We start from the raw sequence: 25,529 nt of genomic DNA, 5'->3' as shown, positions 1-25,529 counted from the left end.
GACCGCCGCGAGAGTCTCTCCCGGCTCCATATCTGCCACGAAGCTCCTGGCTCCCCTCTCCCTCTTGCCTGGCGAAGCCAGGCTCTACAGGCCGATCACCGGGGCGCTAATCGCCCAATGGATGCAAATGCAGGGCGGCCGGAACAATGCGCGCCCGGCCAATCCCGCTAGGCCATAGCGCGAGCAACAGAAGACGCATGATGCTCCTAAGCCATAGGAACATGGCTTGCAAAATGCACCACCGTGGCGCGGACATATGGATCCGAAGCGCGGAGGGGTCGGCGATTGAACGCAAGCGCAGCCGACAGGCGTATGCGAAGAAGACCTCTCCCGCTGCCAGCGCTCGCCCACCGCACGGACGCGCTGCCCAAAACAGCGGATGGCCGTTACCCCGGAAAGAGGTTCGCGCCGCGAAAGAAGGCGAGCTTTCGGCATCGCGTTCGCGCCTCGATCTATCCAGCGCGCCTGGCTTCGACCCTCAGATGAAGGATGGAGGATGCTCCGCCTATCGTTGCCGAGCCGCGTCCAATCTGACCACGGACGCGGAGTGAAGTGCCATGTCGCGGGATGGTTCGGCCTCGACCCGGTCACGGCCAGCCGCCTTCGCGCGATAGGTCGCGAGATCGGCACGCCGCTTGAGGGCGATGAATGACTCACCGGCCTGCCGCTGCGCCACGCCAGCGCTGAACGTGAATGTCGGCAAATCGCCCAGGTCGGCCTCGGCCAGTCTGCTCCTTGCCAGACTGGCGACGAGCAAAGCGGTCGAGAGGGCCGTGTCGGGCAACAGGACGACAAACTCCTCGCCGCCGGTGCGGGCCACGATCGCGGAGCCGGGAACGGCGTCGGCCAGCAGCATCGTCACTTCGGAAGACCGGATGCTGCAGCATCCTCCGCTCGCCGACTGTGCCCGCTATGATCTGCTGCGAGGCTATGATGCAGCGGCATGATATGATCGACACGATGCGCGGCCTCGGACTCAAGGGCATGGCGGCGGCGTTCGACGAGGCGGTCACCACCGGCCTCCAGCGCAAGCGCACCACCATGGAGATACTGACCGACCTGCTCCGTGCTGAGGCGACCCACCGGGATGCAGCCTCCATCCGCTATCGGATGACGGCTGCGAGGCTGCCCGTGGTGAAGGACCTGGAGCGGTTCAGCTTCGAGGGCACACCGATCAATGAGGAGATGATCCGCTCCCTTCACGATGGCTCCTTCCTCCCGCCTCGCCGCAATATCGTGCTGGTCGGCGGCACGGGGACAGGCAAGACCCACCTCGCCATCGCGATCACCGCCAATGTCGTGCGAAGGGGCGCTCGCGCCCGCTACTTCAACACCGTCGATCTGGTGACACGCCTCGAAGAGGAGACCCGGATCGGCAAAGGCGGGACCCTGGCGGCGCAGCTGTCGCGGCTCGACCTGATCGTGCTCGACGAGCTCGGTTATCTGCCGTTCGCCCGCTCGGGAGGGCAGTTGCTGTTCCACCTCATCAGCAAGCTTTATGAGCGGACCAGCGTCATCATCACCACGAACCTCGCCTTCGGCGAATGGCCGACCGTGTTCGGCGATCCCAAGATGACCACGGCGCTGCTCGACCGCGTCACCCACCACTGCGATATCGTCGAGACGGGCAACGACAGCTGGCGCTTCAAAAACCGCAGCTGACAGCCACCTTCGGCGCCTTCAAAAATCTATCTTGCGCTGCGCGCGCCTCCGGTCGGGCTACGCCCGCCCTCCGCCGCACGCAGCGCAAGGCCATCTTCAACAAACCAGCATCATATTATCCGAAAAGGGGGTCCCTCTTCGACGCCGATCGGGGGTCCCTTTTGAACACGATGACGTAATTGCTGCCGTTGTTCCCATTGGGGCGCGACAGCTGCAGGATACGAGAAACCATCGTAACGGAGGAGCATCGCCATGAAGCACTATGTCGGACTGGACGTGTCGCAAAAGGAAACGTCGATTTGCATCGTCGATGAGACAGGACGGCCCATACACCAAGGCCGGGTGAAATCCGATCCGGGCGAACTGGCGGCCGTCATCGCCAAGAAAGCTCCCAATGCTGAACGCGTCGGCCTCGAGACGGGCGCCATGTCGAGTTGGCTCTGGCATGAACTCAAGCGCACCGGTTTGCCCGTGGTCTGCATCGATGCGCGTCACGCCCACGCGGCCCTGTCCGTTCGCATGAACAAGAGCGACGAGAATGATGCTCGTGGCCTGGCGGAGCTGGTCCGGGTCGGCTGGTATAGAGAGGTTGCCGTCAAGAGCGAGGAAAGCCAGACCGCGCGATCCATCCTCGTGTGTCGATCCCGATTGGTGCGAGTCCGACGCGATCTGGAAAATCAGATGCGTTCCATGCTCAAGGAATGCGGCCTGCTCTTTCCACGCGCTGCCGGCGGGCAGTTTCAACGGCGGGTCAACGACCTCATCACCGATGGACATGCTCTCAGCACCATTCTTTGCCCGCTGCTATCCGTGCACCAACAGACTTGCAGCGAACTGGAAAAGATCGACCGAATCGTCCGCGACCTCGCGCGCGAGGATGAAACGACGCGGCGACTTATGACGGTGCCGGGCATAGGCGTCGTCACGGCCCTGACATATCGTCACACGATCGACGACCCGACCCGCTTCCAGAATGCAGCAAAGGTCGGTGCCTATCTCGGGCTCACGCCCCGCCGAAAGCAATCGGGTGAAATGGACGTAACGGGAAAAATCTCGCGCTGGGGCGACAGGCTGTTACGCGCCTATCTGTTCGAGGCGGCCAGCGTGCTGCTCCATCGAACCAAGCGGTGGTGCTCGCTCAAGGCGTGGGGGCTGCGGCTTGCAAAGCGAAGTGGCATGAAGAAGGCGCAGGTCGCCGTCGCTCGAAAGCTCGCCATCATCCTCCATTGCATCTGGGTGGACGGAACCGAGTTCGAATGGGGAAAGCAGCCTGCCTGACTGTCATACCCACCCCGAGATCGCGGGTCTGATATCAGATCTGCGTTGATCCACCGGGACGGTGGTTGCGGTGACCTCGTTCAAACGGCTGCGGACTTCCAGGACCGCGTTGCGCACGTTGAGGCACCCGACCCGGACATCATCATGAGGCCATGACCTCGAAAAGGACCATGACCCCGGTTCGGATCAACGATCAGGCTTGACAGAAACCCGCAATTAAAGGGCCGTTTGACATTGCTGGAGCGCTGGGACCGCGGCCCGTACACGGGTAGCATCGGATGGCTGGCGCGCGACGCGGCGAGTATGAACGTCGCCGTTCATTGCGCGCGGGGTTCATCCTTGAGCCGACTCGACGTCGGCGCTGGAATCGTCGCCGAAAGCGACCCGTCTCAGGAATGGGCTGAGTGTCTTGCAAAGGCCCGTTTCGCCGGGCGGGTACGCGAACGGCCTGCTCGGATCCATCCTGTCTCAACATCGGCCTAGGCCCTTCGGCCCATCGCCGCAGGCTTCGCGTCTCGCCGTATGGACTTTGGCGTGTTTTTCAACGCCCGCGCTCTGTCTGAACGAGCGCAAAGTGCGGCGGTTTCAGCTCAATGCAGAGCGGAAGCTGTATCCGCCTTCCGCTAGCGACAAGCCGCCGTCACAGTCCAAAATGACACCATTGACAAAATTCGCGCTGTCGCTCGAGAGGTAAATTGCGGCCGCTGCAATGTCGTCGTTCTTCCCGAGCCGTCCAAGCGGCAGATCGCGAATGAAACGGGCTTCCTGCTCCTCGCTGGTGAAAAGACGCTTTTGCCCCTCTGTGCCGCCGACGAGGCCTGGGGAGATTCCGTTGACGCGGATGCCGAGAGGCCCCCACTCCAGAGCGAGACACCGGACAACCATGTTGACGCCCGCCTTGGCGGCGCAAACATGGACCTGGCCGAATTGAGGTCTTGCACCCTGCGGTGCCGAAATGGCGATGAGCGATGCGCCGGGCTTGCGCAAATGCGGCAGCGAGGCATGGAAGACATTGAATGTGCCGACCAGATCGATGTCGACCACCGTCTTGAACCCGTTCGCCGAAATATCAGCTGCCTCGACGATGAAATTGCCCGCCGCTCCGGACACAACGATGTCGATCGGCCCCAGCGCCTCGGCGGCGTCGGCGAACGCCTTGTCGACTGCCGGCCGGTCACGCACGTCCGCAGCGAATCCGATGCAGGTCTCGGCATCGTTGGAAAGCCGGGTAACTGCTTCAGACACGCGTTCGGGACTGCGGCTCAGCACAGCAAGCTTCGCGCCCGCGCTGGCGTAAGCCTCGGCGATCCCAAGGTTAATTCCGCTGGTGCCGCCGGCCACGAAAACGACTTTCCCCGAATAGTCTGCGCCAACCATCATCTCAAACATCCTCCGAGTGCACCGCATTGCCGCGGCAAAATCTTATTGCTATTGTATATAGCAATATCTGCCCGCGCGGCAAGGCGCGTAATGGCATCGTCGGCGAACTCCTTCGCGTTTAACGAGAGGCCCAGGACCGGACTATGACGGACAAGATTTGCACGACGAACGCTGACCAGCATCCGACGATCCTGTTTTATTTCGACTATATCTCACCTTTCGGATGGATTGCCGCCGAGCGGATCGGCGAGCTGGCGGCGCGCCACGGCCGGAGCGTGACATGGCGGCCGATATTGCTCAAAGCGACCGTGGTGGAAGCGATGGGCTTGCCGCCGTTGCTGGATACGCCCCTGAAAGGCCCTTATCTGCTTCACGACGCGAAGCGTCAGGCCCGCCTGTACGGGCTGAGACTGCATAAAGGAGCCGGGGGTTTATTTTCGTCTGTCGCCGCCGCGCGCGCGACGGTCTGGGCCCGGCGCTTTGCGCCCGACGCGGTCGAGCCGCTGATCCTGGCGCTCTATCGCTGCCGGATGCAGGATGGAGCCGATATATCGACCCCGCAATCGGTTGTCGCGATCGCAGCGAAGGCGGGGATAGACGCCGATGCCTTGGCCGTCGCGCTGGACGATCCGGCGGTGAAAGCGGAGCTTAAGTCGGACATAGACGACGCCATCCGGCAGGGAATATTCGGCTCGCCGACATTGGTGATCGACGGGGAAGCTTTCTGGGGCTCCGACCGGATCGATCAAGCGATGTCGTGGATGGTCGGCGGCGGCTGGTAGTCCTTGGCGGGATCGGCTGCGTCAGCAGCCTGGCTGCAGAGGCGGCGCCACCATAGCACCCCCGCGGCATCGGTCTCTACGCTTGCCAAGCCTCGGGTGCGAAGACATGCAAGATGGGCAAACGCTTCGCCGATTGCCAACGTCTGTTGCATAAATCCGGACGGAACCGCGCGAAAGAGAAATGGAAAAAGATCGATAATTCGCCGCGGCGCATCAAGCGCTGCCAAGGCTCTCTCCATCTTTCGCTCATGACTGACCAACAGGTCGTCGATACGCTTATGCAGGCCGAAAAACGGTCTGCCGTGAGCCGGAAGCACCAGGACATTGTCGGGAACAATCGCGCGAATGCGTTGCAACGAAGCGAGCCAGCCCGACAGGGGATCGTTGAACGGCTCGAGCGGAAGAACCGAAACATTGGAGGATATCTCGGGGAGAATTTGATCGCCGCTAAGCAGGAGCCCATCCTCAGGACTCCAGAGGCACGCATGCTCGGGAGAATGGCCGCACCCTGTAATGCAAACCCAGTTGCGCGAACCGATACGGATGGTCTCTCCGTCGGAAAGCGCCCGATACATAGGTGGCAGGGCGTAAACCGCGCCGGCTACATCAACGTCACGTCCCCTGAAATCTTCAATTTTTCCGACATCCATTCCTGCGCTTTGGAAAAAGCGATGATCGTTGGCGGCGGTCGCCGGATTTGCGTGCATTATCATATGGAGATGAAGATATTCGGGCCTGGTCATCCATAGCACCGCCTTGTGGCGGCTCAACAGCCAACCCGCCATGCCGGCGTGATCAGGGTGCATATGCGTCGCGAAAACGCGCCGCACCGGCTTGCCGCGTGCCTCTCCCGCCGCCCAAGCGCTCCACGCGGTTTCGGTGGGCTCATCGTGGAGCCCGCTATCGACGATCGTCCAGCCGCCGTCGTCTTCCAAGGCCCAGCAGTTTATCGCTGCGGAATTAGAGAATAGGGGCATGCGTAGCCAATGGACGCCGGATGTGACGACTGTGCCCATTCCTGACCCGATGGCCGCTTCGGGCAGCTCGGGGTAGCTGATCATGTCATCGTTCATGAAGATTTCCTTGGAGAGGCCTCCCGGCCGTCAAGGCGCCGGCGGGATATGGTGATCATGCTGTCGCGCGCCGCGCGGTCAGAATTGCGCAGCTTTCGTGCGGGTGTCCAACATAGACCGACGCGCATCGCGGGATCCCGACAATCAGCCCCTCGCCTGCCGTCTCGGCTCGAGTTCTTCGGCTATGAACCGATCCATCGCGAGCCTGACAGCTTCTTCATCCCAGGTCCGCCCATCGACGAGGTCGATATCGAGCGCGAGAACGGGAATATTCACCCGCTCGAACGCCTTTCGAACCATGCTGTCGAGGCTGTCCCTGACGGTGACGACCCCGTCGCAGCGTGCAAGCTGAGCTTCGCGGGCCGGCCAGTCCTTGGCGAACAGCCCGAAAGCGCAATATCGGCTTGCGAGAGCCCGCACCAAATCCGGACCGAAGCGCCGATATCCATCAGCTGCGATCGAAAGATACATGTTCTGGACGAAAACGGCGCCATGGCTTTCCTCGAACATGCGATAAAAGCCGGTGTTCTGCCACATGCCTGCCCCAACCCGGCCGAGGCGATAGCGCTCCTCGGCACAAACTGCGTGGCCTGCATCGGCCCGCGCCTTGATTTCATCACGCATTCGGGTGGCTTGGGCGGCAGCCCAACTCGTTCCGCGCTGCCACTGCAGTGTCAGTAAATTGCCCAAGAGTTCTGGCATGGCGATCGGCGTCGCGAGGGAAGTCGCGATAATCGCCCGGATTTCATCGAACATCTGCTGCTGGTGGTTCGCGAGATCGACCACTTCGCGCAAACGGTCCATGTCGAGCCTACGGTCTGCAAGGTGATCTGCCCCCTTCTGAGTGGACCAAAATTGATGATATTTTGGATCATGAAGGAGATATGGAATGCCGAGCAAGAAGCATCGCCCGGAAGAGATTATCGGCAAGCTGCGTGAAGCGGAGGTTGTGCTGGCGCAGGGGGCGACGACGGCAGAGGCGTGTCGTCGGATCGCGATCAGCGAGCAGACCTATTATCGATGGCGAAAGGAATATGGCGGCCTGAAGACCGATCAGGCGCGTCGGATGAAGGATCTGGAGAAGGAGAATGCGCGGCTTCGTCGTGCGATATCCGACCTGACGCTCGACAAGCTGATCCTGCAGGAGGCTGCCCGGGGAAACTTCTGAGCCCCGCGCGCCGAAGGCGCTGTATCGACCACATCAGGACGATGATGCCGGTGTCCGAGCGGCGGTTGTGCCGCGTGCTCGGACAGCACCGCTCGACACAGCGCAAGGCGCCCCGCGGGGCGGATGACGAAGCAGCTCTGACCGAGGATATAATCGCGCTGGCCCGGCAATATGGTCGCTATGGCTATCGCCGGGTGACGGCGTTGCTGCGCGATGCGGGGTGGCATGTGAACCGCAAGCGGGTCGAGCGCATCTGGCGCCGCGAGGGGCTGAAGGTGCCGCAAAGGCAACCGAAGCGCGGGCGGCTCTGGCTGAACGACGGATCGTGCATCCGGCTTCGGCCCGAGTATCCCGGCCATGTCTGGTCCTACGACTTCGTCGAAGGGCGGACCCACGATGGTCGTAAATATCGGATCCTGTCGATCATCGACGAGGCGAGCCGGGAGTGCCTGGCGCTGCCGGTCGCGCGCAAGCTCAGGAGCGATGACGTGCTGGCGGCCCTCGCCGAGTTGTTCGTCACCCGCGGCCCGCCGGCGCATATACGGTCGGACAACGTCCTATGTTGGGAAGCAGCGGCGGGAACAGGCCAGCAGATCTCGTTGCGCCGAATGTGATCGGCGCTGATGATTTTATGATCCAGATGGCTTCCATCGTCAAGGAAGGCGCTCTCGGCCATAGCAAACATAGGATCCATCGATCATCGGGATCGTGGTCCTCACCGTCCTTAAGATGAGATACGCATGCCAGATGGAAGGCCCGAACATTATCTACAGGGTCGCCGTAGCGCCCTCACGGCACAGCAGAGAGGGGTCCTTCCATCTGGTGTCCGCCCGTTCGACGAACGGGCGGTACTCGGTTCCCGTCTTGATGACGGCGTGCACGACGCGCGCCATCTTGGCGGTGAGAGCGGTCATCGCCTTGCGGCGGCGATCGGGGTCGTCGGCATGGCCATCGACATAGCGGGAGAGCTTGTCACGGAAGCTGTTGTTGGGTTGTCGGATCGCGACCTGCGTGGCCATCCAGAAGGTGCGTCGCAGCCGGGCATTGCCGTACTTTGATAGCTTCGTCCGCCCCCGAAATATCCCTGACTGGTAGGTAGCGAGGTCGAGGCCGCAGAACTTGAGGAACTGGCGATGGTGGCTGAACCGGCGTAGATCGCCGGCCTCGGCCAGGATCGTCAGAGCGTTGATCGGACCGATACCGGGGATCATGCGCAGGAGCTGATAATCGCTGTTCGTCGCCAGCGCGTCATGGGCGATCCGCTCGATCTCGTTACGCTGCTGAATCAGGGTGCGCGCCTGGGAGATGACCATGCGGAACATTGTGACCGCCGTGGAATCTTCGTCGATCGGCAGCGCGATCGATGCACAGGCGGTCTCGTAAATATCGTTGACCACCCGGGCCTTGGAGACCTTGCGACCGATCAGCGGCCAGGCCTGTTCGGTGAACGCCTCGCGTCCGATCGAGGTGATGCTGCCCGGCGTCGGGAAGCGTTCGATCAACGCCAGGAACCAGTCGGACCGGCTGTTGCCGGCGAAACGCTCGATCTCCGGAAAATACAGTGGCAGATAATGCGTGAGGATCCGATGCCAGGTCTGGGTCTTCGCCTTCGATATGGCTTCATGCGTCTTCGACATCTCCTGCAGATCGTTGATCCCTGCCGCCAGCGGATCGACATAGCGCTGGGTCGCGCCGATCTTCAGCATGTGCAGGATGACTTGCGCGTCCTTGGAATCATTCTTGTCCCAGCCATTGTGCAGCGCTTCGCGTGTCCGGGCCAAGGCGACCGACGAAATCAGGCGCAGTTCGCACCCGGCGGACAGCAATCGATGCGCCAACGTGCGGTGATAGTTGCCGGTTGCTTCAAAGCCGACGATCACGGGCCTACCGATGGTCGTCAGATCGTCCGCCAGCCGGTCATAGTCCGCCTTCGTCGCCATTACGGTCATGCGGCGCCGGCGGCCGCCCTCCGGTCGTTCGAGAAGAACCTCCTGGCGATGCTTGGACATATCGATAGCTACCAGCACGGCGTCGGGTGGAGTAGAATGAAACTTGGTCATGATCGGTCAGCCTCCAAAGGGTTGTGTCGACAACATCTCTTTAGAGACCTGCTGGCTGGTCATGACTGCCTTGATGAAGCCGGCGGGCGCTACGCGCCCTTGTCTCCATCAAGGCATCGCGGCCCTTCGAAAGGCTGCTTCCCAATGTGCTATGGCCCGGAGTTTATCGCGACGGCGGTGCAGCAATGGCTCGCCCAGATCGGCGTGAAGACGCTCTACATCACGCCCGGATCGCCATGGGAGAATGGCTATTGCGAAAGCTTCAACGGATCGCTGCGCGATGAGCTGCTCAACGGAGAGATCTTCTACTCGCTCGCCGAGGCCCAGATCCTGATCGAAGCTTGGCGGCGGCATTACAACACCGTCCGGCCGCACAGCTCGCTCGGGTATCGACCACCGGCGCCCGAGGCCGTTCCATCGCCAGTGTCGCCCTCCGGTTCCGCTTCGCTCCACCTACGGCCAACACTGGCGATGGAGGCGTCAATGCATCTGTGGACGCCCCGACAGACGCAAGCGGTAAATTGGGCTTGGGCACGTAGTCGGATGCTGCCATCTGTCCGGCCTCATTGAGCAGCATCTACGCTGCGGGCCTGTATGGGAGTTCGCGGACCGGAACCACATCACTAACGCGTGCTCTTGGCACCGTGCATTGAACTGGTTCTCCCGGCCTCGTCTCACCGACTGTTGTGCCATACCCTCCTTCGACCGCCTACGTCTTCCGACGACCTCTGGCGAACTGCCCAGCTTACGCCGACGCAGCCACCGGAGCCTTGTAATCTTCCTTCTTCGTTAACAGCGCCCAGATAATGCGCGCGGTCTTGTTCGCTTGCGCCACGGTGACCAACATACGCGGCTTGCGCGCTAGCATGCCGGCGAGCCATGATCCTTCGGGAGCGCCACGCCTGCTAGCCTGGCGCACGACGGAACTGCTGCCGATGATTAGCAACCGCCGCAAAGTGCGTTCGCCCATCTTGGATGTTCGTCCGAGCTTCGTCTTGCCACCCGTCGACTTCTGCAGTGGCGTGAGTCCGAGCCAAGCGGCGAAGTCCCGACCACGCCTGAACGTCTCGGCGGCGGGGGCCAGGGCGGCGATTGCCGTCGCTACAATCGGGCCGATGCCCGGGATGGTCATCAGCCGGCGTGCAACCTCATCTTCGCGAGCTCGGCGTGCGATCTCCTTGTCGAGCTCGGCGATTCGTTGGTCCAGTTCGTCGAGCATGCCGAGCATTACCCGGAACATCTCCCGAGCCGCCTGCGGCAAGGATGCGCCGATCTCTTCGTCGATTAGGTCGCGTAGCATCGCTACCCAAGAGGGGCCCTTAGGTGCTACCCAGCCATACTCGGTCATGTGGCCGCGAATGGCGTTGATGATCTGCGTGCGTTGTTTGACCAACAAATCACGGGTACGGAATACCAGCGCCGAAGCCTGCTGCTCCTCGCTTTTGATCGCGACAAAGCGCATGTTCGGTCGCTGCACCGCCTCACAGATCGCCTCGGCATCGGCCGCATCGTTCTTCTGTCGCTTTACGAACGGCTTTACATAGGCTGGTGGCATGATCCGAACCTCGTGGCCCATCCGCACCAGTTCCCGGGCCCAGTGGTACGCACCGCCGCACGCTTCCAACGCCACCAGACAACGCGGTACCCCGACGAAGAACTCAAGGACCTTGCTGCGCGCAATCCGCCGACTGAAAAGCTTCCGCCCGCCAACGTCAACTCCGTGCGCCTGAAACACATTCTTTGCGATATCCAACCCGATAATGCTAACTTCCGACATGGACGCCTCCCTCAAGTGGTGTTCAACACCTCCACTTTGGCACATTGATGCCGTCGGGGGGCGTCCACCCCATCACTAACAATCCGCGCGGACCACTCGGTGGGGGCCGGTCACCGACGGCCTTGTACGCGCGCCGGCCGCATATTAGGGCGGTCGTACATTGATGGCAGACTAGCCCGGCTTTAGGACGAGGATCAGACATTGCACGACCCAGATGAATTGGAGATCGCACTGCACCCGCGGTTGTTGGAGGTCATAGCGGAGGCAGCCGAGCGCTTTCCGGACCGGCAAGCCCTGGTTCACCTTGAAAATCCCCTCGACGATAAGCCTCGTATATGGACGTTCCGGGAGGTCATCGATGCCATCCATCGCGTCGCCTTTTCACTGCGGTCGGCGGGAGTGAAGGAGGGGGACGCCGTCGCCATCCTGTCTCCAACCACGCCTGATACATTGATCGCATTCGTCGCGGCTTCCTCCGTCGCAACGGCCTTTCCGGTTAACCCGCTCCTCGCTCCCGCCGCGCTGGCGCAGCAGCTTGCCCTTGCGAGGGCACGTGCATGCATTGCCTATGGCCCCGATCCGGAGCTACCGATCTGGGATCGGCTACAGGAGGTCCTTATGCTGGAGCAGCCCCTCGAGTTGCTCATCGAAATCAAGACCCCGGCATCGGCCGATCATTTGGCAAAGACCGGTCAAAACCTTCTGAATTGGAACGACTTCCTGCATGCGACGCCGAGCGCCGCAACCCCGCCAAATGACCCTAACCGCGTCGCGGCGCTTTTCCACACTGGGGGCACGTCAGGAAACCCTAAGCTCGCAGAGCTCGGAGAGCGAGCGCTTGCGGCGGGACCTCAAATGGCCGCGGCCGCCTGCGCGTGGTCCAAAGACGATCGCATTCTTTGTGCCCTTCCACATTTTCATGTGGGGGGAACTCTTGCGGTCACGCTCTCGGCGTTGTCGCGGGGGGCTTCGGTTTATACGATCGGCCGTTTCGGAGGGCGCGATCCGGGTTTGGTCCGTCACTTTTGGGCCTTGTGCGCCAATCATGGCATAACGGTGCCATCCATCGTGCCGACGAGCTGGTCAGCCGTTATCGGCAGTGCGGAAGGCGAACCTCCGAAGTCACTGCGTGGCGCCATGACCGGAGGCGCGGCCGCGCCCGCGGAGTTGGTGGAGCGCGTCGAGCGGAAGCTTGGCGTACCGATGAGCCAGGTATTTGGCATGACGGAGCTGGCAGGAATCTGCTCTGCGCAGCCCGTTGATGGCATCTTCCGCGCCCACGCGGTCGGTTATCCGGCGCCCGGACTAAAAATCGCTCTCGACCCGATCGCGCCGGGCCTGAGCGAGGTGCGGATCGGCGGACCAAATTTATTCCTTGGATATCGCACGGCCGACGGACGGGTGGGAGAGCCCGGCGAGTGGCTCCGCTCAGGCGACCTCGGTGCGTTCGACGAGAGCGGCCAGCTGCAGCTTCTGGGACGCTCCAAGGACGTCATCATTCGCAGCGGACACAATATCGACCCTGTCGCCATCGAGGAAGCTGCCTATCTCCATCCAGGAGTCCGGCATGCCGCCGCGGTCGGCCTGCCGGATGCCTATGCGGGGGAATTGCCGATATTGTTCGTTGTTCGCCACGACAATGCAGATTTGTCGGATCTTGAGCGGACCGTGGAGGAGGGACTTGTCGAACCACCGGCACGCCCCCGGATGATCGTCGTAATCGACGAGATGCCACTTACCCCGGTCGGCAAGATCGAACGCTTCAAGCTCCGTCAGCGAGCGGCAGTTATCAAGTCGGAAGAAGTGCTCGCGGATTTCGCACCTGCAAGGATCGGGTGCGACGATGTAGCGGCCCGCGCGATCACGATTGAATGGGGGGATCGTCGAGATATCGACCTGGCGCGGATCGACCGGCTGCTTGGCGAAATCGGACTGACGGCCAGTCACGTGGTAGCGGGCTGACGCGCGCCTCGCGCAAGGCTCCGTTCGGGCGAGGAGTCCATGGGCTTTGGAAGCGCCGAAGCAAAGGCATTTCAAGCCGGTATGGCGCATTAAAGGTTCGAGTTCGGCAGGCCCGGTCAAGCTGACCCAGTATGCGGCTCCTCATACTGGCTGACCGCTCCGCTAGAAATGAGACTCCCGATCTCGTCCGGATCGTACCCCAGTTCACGGAGGATTTCTGCGCTATGTTGTCCGATATAAGGCGGCGGGACCGTGAGCGACGGCCCGTCATGTTCAAACCGGAAACCCAGGCCGATCACTTCGGCAACACCACCGGCATAGCCCGGGATTGGCAATGACTGGATTGCTCCGCGAGACCTGAGGTCGGGGTTTCCGACAGCCTCTTCGAGGTCGCGCACGACGCCAGCCGCCACATCATGTCCCACGAGCAGTGCTTCAAGTGCGTCGACGTCGCGCTTTGCGACCTCGGCTTCGATCTCGGCACGCAAAATGTCCGAGTGCTCTGCCCTGCCCTGCGCGGTTCTATATCGCGGATCCGACCCGAGATCGTCCCTGCCGATTGCCTTGAAGAACGCTCCGAACTGGTGGTCCTGTACCACACCAAGGGCGATACGCCGCCCCCCCTTACCGACGAACAGGCCGCTCCCGGGTGAATTCGAAAAACCGCGCCCGACGGCCGTCTTCGGTTTCTCGCGCGTGACGAGGAAAGGACCGGCCGTGCTCGCCATCAGGGTCATCGCCGAGTCCATCATCGCCACATCGATGAACTGGCTGAGGCCATCCTGCTTGCGCTGCAGTAATGCCGTGACGATTGCCAATGCAGCCATAGTGGCCGTGTAGCTGTCGACGACGGTATATTTGGTCATATGCGCAGCCTGATCGGGATCAGCATTGATTGACATCATGCCGCTCGTCGCCTGGACGATATTGTCGATCGCGGGATTGTCGCGCTTGTCCCCTGTTTGCCCATAGCCCGACACGGAGCAGTGTCCGTCGTCAGAACATTTGGCGCAGATCGCGGCGTAGATTAGCGGAGCGCGGGCCTCGTCCTGGGGTTGATATTAAGCGGCGAGCTTGCGGTGCTGCAAGCGTCGGTGTTCGATGGTCTTCCGTTTGATCCTTTCGCGCTGTTTGATGATGGCGTCAGCCCTGCCGAAGTAGGTGTCGGCGGGCGTCACATTGCCGAGGCTTTCGTGATATCGGCGGTGATTATAGTGGTCGATGAAGGCCTCGATCCGGGTCTCCAGATCGCCGGGCAGGAAGTAATTTTCCAGCAGGATTCGGTTCTTGAGGGTCTGGTGCCAGCGCTCGATCTTGCCTTGGGTCTGGGGATGCATCGGGGCGCCGCGGACATGGCTCATACCGTTGGCACCGATCCATTGGGCCAGCTCCTCGGCGATGTAGCTCGGACCATTATCGCTGAGCAGCCTGGGCTTTTGCACGACCCTGGCTGACGAACAGCCCGAGGCTTCAAGCGCCAGTTCCAGCGTGTCGGTGACGTCCCCGGCGCGCATGGTGGTGCAAAGCTTCCAGGCGATGACATAGCGGGAGAAGTCGTCGAGCACGGTCGACAGATACACCCAGCCCCAACCGATGATTTTGAAGTAGGTGAAGTCGGTCTGCCACATCTCGTTCGGCCGCGTCGTCTTGGTGTGGAACGCATCGGCTGCCTTGATCACGATGAAGGCCGGGCTGGTGATCAGGTCATGGGCTTTCAGAAGCCGGTAAACCGTCGATTCCGACACGAAGTAGCGCTTCTCGTCGGTAAAGCGCACAGCCAACTCGCGGGGCGATAGCTCGGACTGGTCCAGCGCCATCTCGACGATCTGCTGCTGGATATCGTTGCCGATGCGATTCCACACCCGGCTCGGCGCCGATGGCCGATCCTCCAGCGCCTCCGGCCCGCCTTCGAGGTAGCGGTCATACCATCGATAGAAGGTCCGGCGGGGGATGCCGAGCTGGTCCAGCGTCCGCTTGGCGGGCAGATGCGACTGCTCGACGATCCTGATGATCTCGAGCTTCTCAGATGCGGGATACCTCATTCTTCGTCGCCCCCATCCGCGATCATGCTTTTTTTGAGCAGACGGTTTTCCAGCGTCAGGTCGGCCACGCATTCCTTCAGGGCACGGGTTTCGCGGCGCAGGTCGTGCACCTCGCCGGTGGTCGCAGCTCGGGCGGTATCGCCGGCCAGACGACGCTTGCCCGCTTCCATGAACTCCTTCGACCAGGTGTAATACAGGCTCTGGGCGATGCCTTCCTTGCGGCACAGCTCGGCGATGCTGTCTTCGCCGCGCAGCCCCTCCAGCACGATCCTGATTTTGTCCTCTGCAGAGAAGTGCCGGCGCGTCGCACGCCGTATGTCCTTCACCACCCGCTCAGCTGGGGCCTTCGGCGCCGATTTTATCAAGGAGGATTTGGGCTTCATCTTCGTTCCTTCGTCACTACGACGAAGCCCAAATCCTCCTTAAATCACAACCTCAAATCTGTGCCATTGGCGCTGACGGCGGACAGTGGAGACGTGGAGGGGAGCCACGATCAGCGCGACCGCTCTTCGGCGCGCCCTCTCCCGAGGCCGCCGGTTCATGGAGAGAGGGCAGCGCCCGGTTAGGCGACCTCTTCCACCCAATAGAGGCGCATCGGATTCTCTACGAGAAGCCTGCGCTGGAGCGCGGCGGTCGGAGCGATACGCTCGATCATGTCGACGAGATGGCCGTCGTCGGGGATCGCGTCCTGCATATTAGGGTGCGGCCAGTCAGTGCCCCAGAGCACGCGGTCACGGTAATCGGAGACGAGCGGCGCCACCGCTCTCGCGAAATCGTTCCAGGGAGCCCCGGCGGGATCGAGCCGGTCGGGACAGGTTGCCTTGAACCAGATGTCGTCCCGGCTGTCGAGCAGCCTGCGGAAGGCGCGCATGTCGGGTCCGTCCGGACCTTGGCTCACGTCGGGGCGGCCCATATGATCGACGACGATCGGCACATGGATCGCTTCGAAAAAGGGGCGCAGCTCTTCCAGGATGTCCGCTTCGAAATAGATCACGACGTGCCAGCCGGCCGGCAATCGCCTCGTGACCTCGATAAACTTGTCCTTCGGCGCGTCGTCGACGAGACGTTTGAGGAAGTTGAAGCGAATTCCGCGGATGCCGCCTTCGTGCAGCGCCTCAAGCTCCTCGATGCCGATCGCGGGATCGACCACCGCGATCCCTCGAGCGCGGCCGTTCGAGGCAGCGATAGCATGGAGTGTCGCGCGGTTGTCTGTGCCATGGCAGCTCGCCTGGACGATGACATTTCGTTGAAAGCCGAGCTGGTCGCGCAACGCGAAGAGCGCATCGGCACCCGCGTCTTGGGGCCTATATTTGGCCTTTGAACTGAAAGGAAACTCGGCTGCGGGGCCAAATACGTGGCAATGCGCGTCGATCGCGCCGGCGGGAACTGCGAAGTGCGGATTCGATGGCGCGAGTGCCCAGCTCCGGATGCGGCCATCGGCGTCTATACTCATGCGAAGATCACTCCATCCATCAATTTGCGCGCCGTACGCAACATGCCAGCTTCGACGGGCGCACCTTGCTCGTCCACTGTAACCACGCATTCGGTAACACCGGTCGGATGCTCCACGCCCAGCGTCTTGCTGAGTCCGTCGGGCACGGCGGCGACGTTCGCGGCAGGCGACCCCTCGATCAGGCAAGCCGTCGCTACGCTGACAGCGCCGAGGACGCCGATCGAGGCGTGGACTCGGTGCGGAATCAGCGATCGAACCGCGATCGCGCCGCCGTTTTCGGGGGCCGCGACGAGCATCATCTTCGGCACCGATTTATCGGCTACGTCGCCGAGGTTCATCAGGGCCCCGGCCTCAAGCCGGATGGCCTCGACTTTTGCCTTCATCGAGGCGTCGGCTTCGAGCGTCTCGCGGTCCTCATGACCCGTGATGCCAACGTCACCGGCGGCTATCACGACGCATGGCATGCCGTTGTCGATGAGGGTGCAGGCGAGCCCGGCAATGACATCGACGCCGTTGCCGGTAGGAAGAAGCGCGCCGCAACTCGAGCCGGCTGTGTCCCGGAAGGCGAGCGGGATCGGCGCGGCGGTGCCGGGCACGCCGCTGATTGCGGCGTCGCCGTCGTAGTGCACCCGCCCGCGAGGCGTTTCGACCGTTGCGACGGCAACCTGCTTCGTATTCTCCATGAAGATCGCGATGCGGGTTCGGCCGTCACGGGCCGCAACAAGTCCCCGCTCGATCGCGAACGGCCCGACCCCCGCAAGGATATTGCCGCAATTCTGCGCATCGGTGACAATCGCCTGGTCGACGAAGATCTGCAGGAAGAGATAATCGACATCGACGCCGGAACGCTCCGACTTGGCTACGACCGCAACTTTGCTCGTTAGCGGATCGGCACCGCCCATGCCATCGATCTGTCGCGGATCGGGCGAGCCCATGGCGCGAAGCAGAAAGGCGTCGCGTTCCGCGATGTCGGCAGGCAGGTCATCCCTCAGGAAATAGCCTCCCTTCGATGTGCCGCCACGCATCCACATCACGGGTACCCCGTCAGACATATTTGAGGCCCATTTCTTCAAGTCGCGGGCGCATATTATAGATGTCGAGGCCAAGCTCGCCTGACGCGAGCCGCTGGCGCTTGCCTTCCTCGGCCGCCTCACGGGCCTGCGCCTTCTCGAGCACGCTCGCGGCATCATCGCGCTTCACCACGCACACGCCGTCGTCGTCGGCGACGATCACGTCGCCCGGTTCGATGGCAGCGCCCGCGCAGACGATCGGTACATTGACCGAGCCCAGCGTGTTCTTGACTGTGCCTTGCGCGAACACCGCCTTCGACCAGACCGGAAATCCCATATGGGTGAGGTCGCGAACGTCGCGCACTCCCGCGTCGATAACGAGGCCGCGACAGCCCCGCGCCATGGCACTGGTCGCGAGGAGGTCGCCGAAATAGCCGTCTACGCTGGCACTGGTGGGCGCAAGGACAAGAATGTCGCCGGCCTGCAACTGCTCGATCGCGACATGGACCATCCAATTATCGCCCGGCGGAGAGGAAATAGTGACTGCGCTTCCTGCGATCCGCGCACCAGGATAGATCGGCCGCAGATGATGCGCGAGAAGTCCGATCCGGCCCTGCGCCTCATGCACCGTCGCAACGCCGGCAGCGGCGAGCCCATCGATGACCGTGAGGTTCGCACGCTCGATCGTCTGCTTGACAATGCAGCTCATATCAATCTCCCAAAAATCGGCTGACGACATGGCCCTGCTCGGGCGGCATCTGCAAATTGCTTCGCTGCACGCTCCATAAGTTTGTGCTAATGGTCGGCAATGGAGATACGAGACTTCAACCTCCGCCACTTGGCCGCCGTAACAGCTGTGCGCGCGCTCGGTACGGTCAGCGGCGCAGCGCGCACCGTCCATCTCACCCAGCCTGCGATCACGCAGGGCATCGCCAAACTCGAACGCGCGCTCGGCATGCCCCTTTTTTTGCGTCGTCCCGACGGAATGGAGCCGACCGAGGCCTGCTCGCTCCTTGCGGCACGGGCCGAAGTCGCGTTGCGACTAATTGCATCCCGGCGAACCAGCATGACGCAAATCCGCGCCTTCCTCGCCTTTGCGTCGGGCGGAACCTATGCATCGGCCGCAGCCGCCACGGGACTGAGCGAGGCCTCCTTGCACCGCGCGGTTTCCGACCTGTCTGCGGCTTACGGCGGCACGCTGCTCGACCGTCGCGGCCGACGCCTCATCCTGACGCGCAAAGGTCAGGCAATCGCTCGCTCCCTACGTCTCGCAGTGGTGGAGCTGGAAGCTGCGCTAGTCGACATTGCAGCGCTGGCAGGTCGCGAGATCGGTCGCATCACGATCGGCGCGATGCCGCTGGCACGCGCCCGCCTGCTGCCCGATGTCATCGCGCGCTTTCACGCCGAGCATCCGGGCACCGATCTCGCGGTCATCGAGGGCTCGCACGCGGAACTCGTCGATCCTCTACGTGACGGCAGGGTCGATATTCTTGTCGGCGCGCTCCGGCAGGAAAGCGCGGCGGAGTTCGTCACTGAGCCCCTCTTTCGTGATATTCCTCTGATCGTGGGGCGTGCCGGCCACCCGCTTAAGAATCTGTCCGGGGCGATAGACGGGAAGCGCCTGCTCTCTTATCCATGGATCGTGCCCGGCAAATCGACTCCGCTGCGCACGCTCTGGCGTCGCATGTTCGAGCAGCTGGGCGAAAAGGCTCCGCACGTCGCGATCGAATGCGGCTCGGGATTGATGATACGGCAAATCCTCATCGCGAGCGATCATCTCACGCTTCTTTCCGCCGACCAGATCTCCGTCGAGCTCGAAGCCGGCTGGCTGCGATCTTTTGGCCCGGCGCCGGGCGATCTCGGCCGCACGATCGGTGCAACGATCAGGGCCGACTGGCGCCCGACGGTCCGCCAGCAGCGTTTCTTTCAACTATTACGCGAGGGAGGTGACAGCTTCGAAACATCTATTCGTATAAAGTAATATCGGCGCCATGCTTTTGATTGGCAGCGGACCGCCGGGACCAATTAAGATCGGCACATGCATGATGCCATCGCTTTTATCGGGTTCGGAGAGGCGGCCGCCGCATTCGCGTCGGGCGCCGACTGGTCCGATCGCGCCCGGGCCTACGACCGCAAGACCGACCTCCCCGGCGAAAGCGCGGCGAAATGGAGCGACTATGCCGCGCACGGCATTGCGGGACGGTCCACCCCAGTCGATGCCGCCGACGGCGCGGGGCTGATTCTGTCGCTTGTAACTGCCGATCAGGCAATCCGCGCAGCCGCCGCTGCTGTGCCGAGCCTCGCGCCAGGCGCTCTGTTTTTTGACGGGAACAGCGTTTCGCCCGAGACAAAAAGGGCGGCTGCCCGTCTCGTGGCGGGGAGCGGAGCGCGCTACATCGATTTGGCCATTCTCGCACCCGTGCATCCCCTTAAGCTGCGCGTGCCTCTGCTTGTCTCGGGTCCCGAAGCCGAGACGGGTGCGGCAATGCTCGCTGCGCTGGGATTTGAGAATGTCGTTGTGGCCGGTCCCGGCATCGGTGATGCTTCCGCTATCAAAATGATCCGTTCAGTGGTCGTCAAGGGCCTGGAAGCACTGACGGCGGAGTGTTTGCTCGCCGCCACCCGAGCCGGCGTAGTCGATGCCGTCATCCGCTCGCTCGACGCGAGTTCAAAGCCCGCGTCCTGGGGCGAGCAGATGGATTATGCGCTTGATCGCATGCTCGCTCACGGTTCCCGGCGGGCTGCCGAGATGGAAGAGGTAGCAAAGACGCTCGAAGCGCTTGGCGTCGATCCGGCAATGACAAGGGGAACGATCGAGCGCCAGCGCGAGCTCGGCGCGCTCGGCATCGAGGCGCCCACAAGTCTCGCCGCCAAGCTCGCCGTCATCGACGCAGGACCCGCCGATATCGAAAAAAAGGAGCAGCCGGCATGATCATCGACTGCCACGGACATTACACAGTACTGCCGAAAGGCCATGACGCCTGGCGAGAGGGGCAGAAATCGGCCTTTAAGACCGACGTCGCGGCGCCAGCCTATCCCGACATCTCCGACGACGAGATCCGCAAGACGATCGAAGCGAACCAGCTCCGCTTGATCAAGGAGCGCGGCGCCGATCTCACCATCTTTTCGCCTCGCGCCTCGGCGATGGCACCGCATGTCGGTGACGAGGCGGTGGCGAAGGAGTGGGCAATCCGCTGCAACGACCTGATCGCACGTGTCGTCGGCCTGTTTCCCGACACCTTTGCCGGTGTGTGCATGCTACCCCAATCCCCCAAGGCGGGCATGACCAACAGCATCGCCGAGCTCGAACGCTGCGTCACGCAGCTCGGCTTCATCGGCTGCAACCTCAACCCCGATCCGGGTGGCGGGCATTTCACGCATCCGCCGCTGACCGACCGCTACTGGTATCCCTTTTACGAGAAGATGGTTGAGCTCGACGTGCCGGCGATGATCCACGTCTCGGGGAGCTGCAATCCGGCGATGCACGCGACCGGCGGCTATTATATCGCCGCCGACACGATCGCCTTCATGCAGTTGCTTGAAGGCGATCTGTTTGCCGACTTCCCGACCTTGCGCTTCATCATTCCGCACGGCGGCGGCGCAGTGCCTTATCATTGGGGCCGCTATCGCGGGCTCGCCGACATGCTGAAGAAGCCCGGGCTCGATACGCACCTTATGAACAATATCTATTTCGACACCTGCGTCTATCACCAGCCCGGGATCGACCTGCTCGCCGACGTAATCGACAGCAAGAACATCCTGTTTGGCAGCGAAATGGTCGGTGCCGTGCGCGGTATCGACCCGACGACAGGCTATTTTTTCGACGATACCAAACGCTATATCGATGCGCTCGACATCAGCGATGCGGAGCGTCACGCGATCTTTGAAGGCAATGCTCGCCGTGTTTTCCCGCGCCTCGATGCCATGCTGAAGGTTCGGGGCTTGTGACCGGGCCGAAGGACATCCACGACTATCTCGCTGCGTTCGAGGATATCCCCGGCACGCGTGTCTTCACCGCGGCCCGCGCGCGCGCGGGCTATCATCTCAACCAGTTTGCGATGAGCCTGATGAAACCGCAGAATCGCGAGCGATGGAAGACCGATGAGACCGGATATCTTGCCGACTGGCCGCTTTCCGACGACCAAAGGGAAGCGATACTGGCGCGCGACTATAATCGTCTTCTCGACCTCGGCGGCAACATCTATTTTCTGGCGAAGATATTCTCCACCGATGGCCTCAGCTTCGTCCAAGCGGTCAGCACGATGACCGGAGCGAGCGTCGAGGATTATCAGGCGATGATGAACGCCGGGGGCCGCTCGCCCGATGGCATGCGCTCTAAAAAGGAAAACCGCTGATGGCTCGCATCACCGCCGGCGTCGGATCGAGCCATGTGCCGTTGCTTGGCGTGGCGCACGACCAGAAGAAGGATCGCGATGCCTATTTCGGACCGATCTTCGACGGTTTCGACTGGACCCGCAAATGGGAAATGGCCGAGAAACCCGACGCGGTGATCCTTGTCTACAATGATCATGCGTCGGCCTTCGACATGAAGCTCATTCCGACCTTCGCGATCGGCTGCGGCGAGCGCTACAAGCCCGCCGACGAAGGTTGGGGGCCGCGGCAGGTGCCCGATGTGATCGGCCATCCCGACCTTGCCTGGCATATCGCGCAGAGCCTCATCCTCGACGAATTCGACATGACCATCATCAACGAGATGGACGTCGATCATGGCCTGACCGTGCCGCTGTCAATGATGTTCGGCGACGTTACCGAGTGGCCGGTCAAGGTCGTTCCTCTGGCGGTCAACGTCGTCACCTATCCGCCGCCCTCGGGCAATCGCTGCTGGGCGCTCGGCGAGGCGATCGCGCGCGCCGTTGCAAGCTTCCCTGTGGATCTGAACGTCCAGATCTGGGGGACGGGAGGCATGAGCCACCAGCTCCAGGGACCGCGCGCCGGCCTCATCAACAAGGAATGGGACAATCGCTTCCTCGACGGCCTGATTGGCGACAGCGACCATCTCCGCCACATTCCGCACCTTGAATATCTGCGCGAGACCGGCTCCGAAGGGATTGAAATGGTGATGTGGCTGATCATGCGCGGCGCGCTCGGGCCGAGCGCCCGCCTGCTGCATCGCCACTATCATGTCCCGTGCAGCAACACCGCCATCGGCCATATTGTATTGGAGCCAAATATATGAAAATTGCACTCGCCGGGGCGGGAGCCTTCGGAGAAAAGCATCTCGACGGCCTCAAGAATATCCACGGGGTCGAGGTGATCTCGCTCGTCGGTCGCCGCCTCGAACCAACACAGGCGGTCGCCGCCAAATACGGCGTGGCGCATGCGACCACCGAGCTGGCGGAGGCGCTCGAGCAGCCCGGTCTCGACGCCGTGATCCTCTGCACGCCGACGCAGATGCACGCCGCTCAGGCGATTCAGTGCATGGATGCGGGCAAGCATGTGCAGGTCGAAATCCCGCTGTGCGATAATCTTGCAGACGGCGAGGCGGTGCTGAAGAAGCAACAGGAAACCGGCCTTGTCGCGATGGTCGGCCATACGCGACGCTTCAACCCAAGCCATCAATATATCCACCGTAAGGTTGCGGCGGGAGAACTGAACATTCAGCAGATGGACGTCCAGACCTATTTTTTCCGCCGCAAGAATATGAATGCGAAGGGCGAGGCGCGGTCATGGACCGACCATCTGCTCTGGCATCACGCCGCGCATACGGTCGATCTTTTCGCTTACCAAGCGGGGCAGATCGTGCAGGCGAACGCGATTGAGGGACCGCATCATCCTGAGCTCGGCATCGCGATGGACATGTCGATCCAGCTGAAATCTGAGAGCGGTGCGATCTGTACCCTGTCGCTGTCGTTCAACAATGATGGGCCGCTCGGCACCTTCTTTCGTTACATCGGCGACAATGGCACCTGGATCGCGCGCTACGACGACCTGGTTACCGGGAAGGAAGAGCCGATCGATCTCAGCGGCGTCGCCGTTTCGACCAATGGCATCGAACTGCAGGACCGCGAGTTCGTGGCAGCCATCCGCGAAGGTCGTGAGCCAAATGCAAGCGTGGCTCAGGTCCTGCCCTGCTATCGCGTGCTCGATGCGCTCGAATTACAGCTCGGCCGATGAAGACGTAGCAAGCGCTGCGACGTCGTTGCTCGCGAAGCGGACGGACTCGATCAGTGCGGCGCGTCTGTTCGCGCTGACTTTATCGGCCCGATCCCCTCGACAGCCGCCAATTTTTCATGTCTCGACGTAAATGCGACGAGCAAATCTTCGCTTTCCGGCCTACGACCGAGGAAGTTGCCGCCGCAAACGAGCCCGTGCTTAAGCCGTTTGTGAGCATGTTGTCCGCCGTCAGCGCCAATGGCACAGATTTGAGGTTGTGATTTAAGGAGGATTTGGGCTTCGTCGTAGTGACGAAGGAACGAAGATGAAGCCCAAATCCTCCTTGATAAAATCAGCGCCGAAGGCCCCAGCTGAGCGGGTGGTGAAGGACATACGGCGTGCGACGCGCCGGCACTTCTCTGCAGAGGACAAAATCAGGATCGTGCTGGAGGGGCTGCGCGGCGAAGACAGCATCGCCGAGCTGTGCCGCAAGGAAGGCATCGCCCAGAGCCTGTATTACACCTGGTCGAAGGAGTTCATGGAAGCGGGCAAGCGTCGTCTGGCCGGCGATACCGCCCGAGCTGCGACCACCGGCGAGGTGCACGACCTGCGCCGCGAAACCCGTGCCCTGAAGGAATGCGTGGCCGACCTGACGCTGGAAAACCGTCTGCTCAAAAAAAGCATGATCGCGGATGGGGGCGACGAAGAATGAGGTAAGCGCCGCCCACGACTGCCCGATCAGCCCGCAGCCGATAATCGCGCATGGCCTTGTGTCGGTCGAATGTCCGTTCATGGATAGGCGCCGCCGGTTATGGCGGTTCCACCGTCGGCGCCGAGATTTGAGCCCGTGACATAGCTTGCGAGATCGCTGGCGAGAAAAAGGCACGCAATTGGCAATTTCCTCGGGCCGAGCGAGACGACGTAGCGGAATGCCACTTGCCAGCTGATCTGGGGTCTGGCCCATGTCGCGCAACATCGCATCGACCATCTCGGTATGCACCTCGCCGGGGCTGATGCTATTGATGCGGATATTCTGGGCCGCATGATCGAGTGCCATGGCGCGTGTCATCTGGACGACAGCCCCTTTGCTGGCGCAATAGGCGACATAGCCGCTCTCCGCATTCACGCCCCATTCGGACGCAATGTTGACGATCGCGCCGCGCCGCGCCGCAATCATCAGCGGAAGAACAGACCGCGACAGCCGGAAGACGGCGCCCACATTGATCGCGAAAGTCTCGTCGAATGCCGCGTCGCTCGTATCGACAGCGTTACCGGGATGGAGAATGCCGGCGTTGTTCACCAGAATGTCCACGGTGCCGTACAGCGCCTCGGCGTGCCGGACGATCTGGTCGGCGGCGCCCACATTGCGAAGATCGGCGCGAAGGAAACGGACCTCGCCTCCGGCAGCGCGAAGTTCGGCTTCGGTATCGCGACCGCGCCGGTCGTCACGCCCTACGAACAGGACACGTGCGCCATGCCCGGCAAGCGCGGCCGCGCACGCCTTTCCGATCCCGCTTGTTCCTCCCGTCACAATCGCTGCGCGGGTCCCGATCCCAAAGTCCATTGCGCCTCCACGAATTGATGCAGCGCAGCGGTCACGCAAGCGACGGGCGCCAGGGCCGATGGCGATGTTTGCTCTATTACATAGCAATTTTGTCGTGTCAAAGTTCCTTGGGCGCCGCGACTCATCGCCTGTCAGGCGTCCCAAATGATCGGTGGCCATAGGCAGCCGCGGACCGCCCCGCCCCGCGCGTTCGCCACCGCGGTC

Annotated in this window: 21 protein-coding genes and 5 pseudogenes; 14 read left to right on the top strand and 12 right to left on the bottom strand. The window is 62.1% G+C overall.

Translation table 11 applies throughout. The features are described 5' to 3' along the window. Positions 1-505: 505 nt before the first annotated feature. Positions 506-856, bottom strand: a complete 351-nt coding sequence (locus ACO055_RS01165; protein ID WP_422060786.1) for a diguanylate cyclase — start codon at positions 854-856, stop codon at positions 506-508. Between the two features lie 77 nt (positions 857-933). Between ACO055_RS01165 and istB the strand changes: the two genes are divergently transcribed. The 3 genes from istB to ACO055_RS01150 all read left to right on the top strand — a co-directional run bounded on the left by istB (position 934) and on the right by ACO055_RS01150 (position 3,423). Further along, a complete protein-coding gene (gene istB, locus ACO055_RS01160; RefSeq protein ID WP_031304487.1) occupies positions 934-1,662 on the top strand; it encodes an IS21-like element helper ATPase IstB in 729 nt (242 codons plus the stop codon). Between the two features lie 252 nt (positions 1,663-1,914). Further along, the gene (locus tag ACO055_RS01155; RefSeq protein ID WP_422060785.1) at positions 1,915-2,940 is read left to right on the top strand and encodes an IS110 family transposase; all 1,026 of its coding nucleotides are present in this window, start codon (positions 1,915-1,917) and stop codon (positions 2,938-2,940) included. A 228-nt stretch (positions 2,941-3,168) separates the two neighbouring features. Then, the gene (locus ACO055_RS01150) at positions 3,169-3,423 is read left to right on the top strand and encodes a chorismate-binding protein (RefSeq protein ID WP_422060784.1); all 255 of its coding nucleotides are present in this window, start codon (positions 3,169-3,171) and stop codon (positions 3,421-3,423) included. 102 nt (positions 3,424-3,525) lie between these two features. Here ACO055_RS01150 and ACO055_RS01145 read toward each other — a convergent pair whose 3' ends face one another. Continuing rightward, positions 3,526-4,329, bottom strand: coding sequence for an SDR family oxidoreductase (locus ACO055_RS01145; RefSeq protein WP_422060782.1), 804 nt, complete (start codon positions 4,327-4,329; stop codon positions 3,526-3,528). 134 nt (positions 4,330-4,463) lie between these two features. Here ACO055_RS01145 and ACO055_RS01140 point away from each other — a divergent pair, with 134 nt between their 5' ends. Beyond that, positions 4,464-5,102 carry a 2-hydroxychromene-2-carboxylate isomerase gene (locus ACO055_RS01140; RefSeq protein ID WP_422060781.1) on the top strand — a complete coding sequence of 213 codons (639 nt, stop codon included), beginning with the start codon at positions 4,464-4,466 and terminating at the stop codon, positions 5,100-5,102. Here ACO055_RS01140 and ACO055_RS01135 read toward each other — a convergent pair. Then, a complete protein-coding gene (locus ACO055_RS01135; RefSeq protein WP_422060780.1) occupies positions 5,066-6,175 on the bottom strand; it encodes an MBL fold metallo-hydrolase in 1,110 nt (369 codons plus the stop codon). The two genes, ACO055_RS01140 and ACO055_RS01135, sit on opposite strands and share 37 nt — an antisense overlap. A 144-nt stretch (positions 6,176-6,319) precedes the next feature. Continuing rightward, positions 6,320-7,075 carry a 2-hydroxyacyl-CoA dehydratase gene (locus ACO055_RS01130; RefSeq protein ID WP_422060779.1) on the bottom strand — a complete coding sequence of 252 codons (756 nt, stop codon included), beginning with the start codon at positions 7,073-7,075 and terminating at the stop codon, positions 6,320-6,322. Here ACO055_RS01130 and ACO055_RS01125 point away from each other — a divergent pair. Beyond that, positions 7,065-7,897 (top strand): annotated as a pseudogene (locus ACO055_RS01125) (IS3 family transposase); the annotation flags it as partial. The gene ACO055_RS01130 and the pseudogene ACO055_RS01125 overlap by 11 nt on opposite strands. Positions 7,898-8,106: 209 nt before the next feature. On the opposite strand, the pseudogene ACO055_RS01120 reads toward ACO055_RS01125, so the two are convergent. Further along, positions 8,107-9,403, bottom strand: a pseudogene (locus ACO055_RS01120) (IS110 family transposase). Positions 9,404-9,556: 153 nt separating this feature from the next. Between ACO055_RS01120 and ACO055_RS01115 the strand changes: the two are divergent. Beyond that, positions 9,557-9,973, top strand: a pseudogene (locus ACO055_RS01115) (integrase core domain-containing protein); the annotation flags it as partial. A gap of 175 nt (positions 9,974-10,148) precedes the next feature. On the opposite strand, the gene ACO055_RS01110 reads toward ACO055_RS01115, so the two are convergent. Then, the gene (locus ACO055_RS01110) at positions 10,149-11,180 is read right to left on the bottom strand and encodes an IS110 family transposase (protein WP_422060778.1); all 1,032 of its coding nucleotides are present in this window, start codon (positions 11,178-11,180) and stop codon (positions 10,149-10,151) included. Positions 11,181-11,381: 201 nt separating this feature from the next. Between ACO055_RS01110 and ACO055_RS01105 the strand changes: the two genes are divergently transcribed. After that, positions 11,382-13,142, top strand: coding sequence for an AMP-binding protein (locus tag ACO055_RS01105; RefSeq protein ID WP_422060777.1), 1,761 nt, complete (start codon positions 11,382-11,384; stop codon positions 13,140-13,142). 116 nt (positions 13,143-13,258) lie between these two features. Here the strand turns inward: ACO055_RS01105 and ACO055_RS01100 are convergent, their stop codons facing one another. From ACO055_RS01100 to ligK, 5 genes are all read right to left on the bottom strand, one after another. Further along, a complete protein-coding gene (locus ACO055_RS01100) occupies positions 13,259-14,122 on the bottom strand; it encodes a CaiB/BaiF CoA transferase family protein (protein ID WP_422060776.1) in 864 nt (287 codons plus the stop codon). Between the two features lie 81 nt (positions 14,123-14,203). Then, a protein-coding gene (locus ACO055_RS01095; protein WP_422060775.1) for an IS3 family transposase occupies positions 14,204-15,567 on the bottom strand; the annotation gives its coding sequence in 2 pieces (ribosomal slippage) (positions 14,204-15,217 and positions 15,220-15,567; 1,362 coding nt in all). Between the two features lie 179 nt (positions 15,568-15,746). Continuing rightward, positions 15,747-16,637, bottom strand: a complete 891-nt coding sequence (locus ACO055_RS01090; RefSeq protein ID WP_422060774.1) for an amidohydrolase family protein — start codon at positions 16,635-16,637, stop codon at positions 15,747-15,749. After that, positions 16,634-17,689: a 4-oxalomesaconate tautomerase gene (locus tag ACO055_RS01085; RefSeq protein ID WP_422060773.1), complete on the bottom strand. Its 1,056-nt coding sequence runs from the start codon at positions 17,687-17,689 to the stop codon at positions 16,634-16,636. The genes ACO055_RS01090 and ACO055_RS01085 overlap by 4 nt, the downstream gene beginning before the upstream one ends. Further along, positions 17,682-18,356, bottom strand: coding sequence for a 4-carboxy-4-hydroxy-2-oxoadipate aldolase/oxaloacetate decarboxylase (gene ligK, locus ACO055_RS01080; protein WP_422060772.1), 675 nt, complete (start codon positions 18,354-18,356; stop codon positions 17,682-17,684). The genes ACO055_RS01085 and ligK overlap by 8 nt, the downstream gene beginning before the upstream one ends. A gap of 99 nt (positions 18,357-18,455) precedes the next feature. Here ligK and ACO055_RS01075 point away from each other — a divergent pair, with 99 nt between their 5' ends. From ACO055_RS01075 to ACO055_RS01045, 7 genes and pseudogenes are all read left to right on the top strand, one after another. After that, positions 18,456-19,628, top strand: a complete 1,173-nt coding sequence (locus ACO055_RS01075) for a LysR substrate-binding domain-containing protein (RefSeq protein ID WP_422060771.1) — start codon at positions 18,456-18,458, stop codon at positions 19,626-19,628. Between the two features lie 57 nt (positions 19,629-19,685). Then, a complete protein-coding gene (locus ACO055_RS01070) occupies positions 19,686-20,579 on the top strand; it encodes a DUF1932 domain-containing protein (RefSeq protein WP_422060770.1) in 894 nt (297 codons plus the stop codon). Further along, positions 20,576-21,595 (top strand): amidohydrolase family protein, encoded by a 1,020-nt coding sequence (locus ACO055_RS01065; RefSeq protein ID WP_422060769.1) that lies wholly within the window; start codon positions 20,576-20,578, stop codon positions 21,593-21,595. Before ACO055_RS01070 ends, ACO055_RS01065 begins: the two co-directional genes overlap by 4 nt. Beyond that, positions 21,592-22,002 (top strand): protocatechuate 4,5-dioxygenase subunit alpha, encoded by a 411-nt coding sequence (ligA, locus tag ACO055_RS01060; RefSeq protein WP_422060768.1) that lies wholly within the window; start codon positions 21,592-21,594, stop codon positions 22,000-22,002. Before ACO055_RS01065 ends, ligA begins: the two co-directional genes overlap by 4 nt. Next, a complete protein-coding gene (locus tag ACO055_RS01055; RefSeq protein WP_422060767.1) occupies positions 22,002-22,844 on the top strand; it encodes a class III extradiol dioxygenase subunit beta in 843 nt (280 codons plus the stop codon). Before ligA ends, ACO055_RS01055 begins: the two co-directional genes overlap by 1 nt. After that, positions 22,841-23,782, top strand: coding sequence for a Gfo/Idh/MocA family oxidoreductase (locus ACO055_RS01050; RefSeq protein ID WP_422060766.1), 942 nt, complete (start codon positions 22,841-22,843; stop codon positions 23,780-23,782). The genes ACO055_RS01055 and ACO055_RS01050 overlap by 4 nt, the downstream gene beginning before the upstream one ends. 304 nt (positions 23,783-24,086) lie before the next feature. After that, positions 24,087-24,475 (top strand): annotated as a pseudogene (locus ACO055_RS01045) (transposase); the annotation flags it as partial. Positions 24,476-24,698: 223 nt separating this feature from the next. Here the strand turns inward: ACO055_RS01045 and ACO055_RS01040 are convergent. Further along, positions 24,699-25,325, bottom strand: a pseudogene (locus ACO055_RS01040) (SDR family NAD(P)-dependent oxidoreductase); the annotation flags it as partial. Positions 25,326-25,529: the final 204 nt, after the last annotated feature.

Origin of the sequence: Sphingopyxis sp. (assembly GCF_965227415.1) — a bacterium.
GTDB lineage: Bacteria > Pseudomonadota > Alphaproteobacteria > Sphingomonadales > Sphingomonadaceae > Sphingopyxis.
Note: the sequence above shows the minus strand (reverse complement) of the source record. Positions and strands in the feature narration are given on the sequence as shown.